At 52.1% G+C, this 994-nt stretch carries 1 protein-coding gene; it reads right to left on the bottom strand.

Translation table 11 applies throughout. The annotated features are described in order from the left end of the window. A partial coding sequence (locus tag LZZ98_RS15435) for an FAD-dependent oxidoreductase (protein WP_237788595.1) occupies nucleotides 1–994 on the bottom strand: 994 nt, incomplete at both ends.

Below are 994 nucleotides of genomic sequence, written 5' to 3'. Positions count from 1 at the left end.
TTGCCCTTGAACAGTGGACCGTCACAGTGCGGGCAGTAGGCTACCCCACGGGTTTTGTATTCTTGTTCACCCGGAACGTTCATCTCTCTCCAGCGTGCACCGGTAGACAGGATGATGGTTTTCGATTCCAGTTTGGCACCATTCTCTAATGTCACTTCCACCAGACCATTTTCAGTTTCATCGGCACCCTTGATCGCTGAAACCTTTTGCAGGTTCATGATATCCACACCATACTCACGCACATGTGCTTCCATTTCAGACGCAAATTTAGGACCCTGGGTTTTCTTCACCGAAGTGAAGTTTTCAATGTCCATGGTATCCATCACCTGACCGCCAAAGCGTTCCGCCACGATCCCGGTATTGATGCCTTTACGGGCCGCATAGATCGCTGCTGTGTTGCCTGCAGGGCCGCCACCAATCACCAGCACATCAAACGCGTCTTTGGCATTCAGCTTCTCGGCATCTTTGGCTGTTGAATTGGTGTCCAGTTTGGCAATGATCTCTTCCAAAGTCATACGGCCCTGACCGATATGGTTGCCGTCCTGGAACAGCATCGGAACCGCCATGATCTTGCGCTGTTCCACTTCGTCCTGGAAGAACGCTCCATCAATCATGGTAGCCGTTGTGCCCGGATTGTTGATCGCAATCAGGTTCAGGGCCTGCACCACGTCCGGACAGTTATGGCAGCTTAAAGAGACAAACACTTCAAAGTCAGCAGTCAGGTTCAGACCCTTGATTTGCGCCAACACTTCATCCGAGACTTTTGGGGCATACCCGGAGACTTGCAGCAATGCCAGGATCAGGGAAGTGAACTCATGACCCATCGGCAAACCGGCAAAGTTGACGCGCGGCTGTTCACCGGCTTTGGCCACACCAAAGCTTGGTGCACGGCTGTTCGTGCCATCGAAGCGTGCAGTCACCTGATCAGACAGTGCCGCAATTTCTTCTACAAGTTCCTTGATTTTGTCAGACTTGTCCGAACCGTCCAAAGTCG

The organism is Acinetobacter sp. SM34, from assembly GCF_022012365.1.
In the GTDB taxonomy this organism is placed as follows: Bacteria; Pseudomonadota; Gammaproteobacteria; order Pseudomonadales; family Moraxellaceae; genus Acinetobacter.
This window is presented reverse-complemented; position numbering and strand designations above follow the sequence as displayed.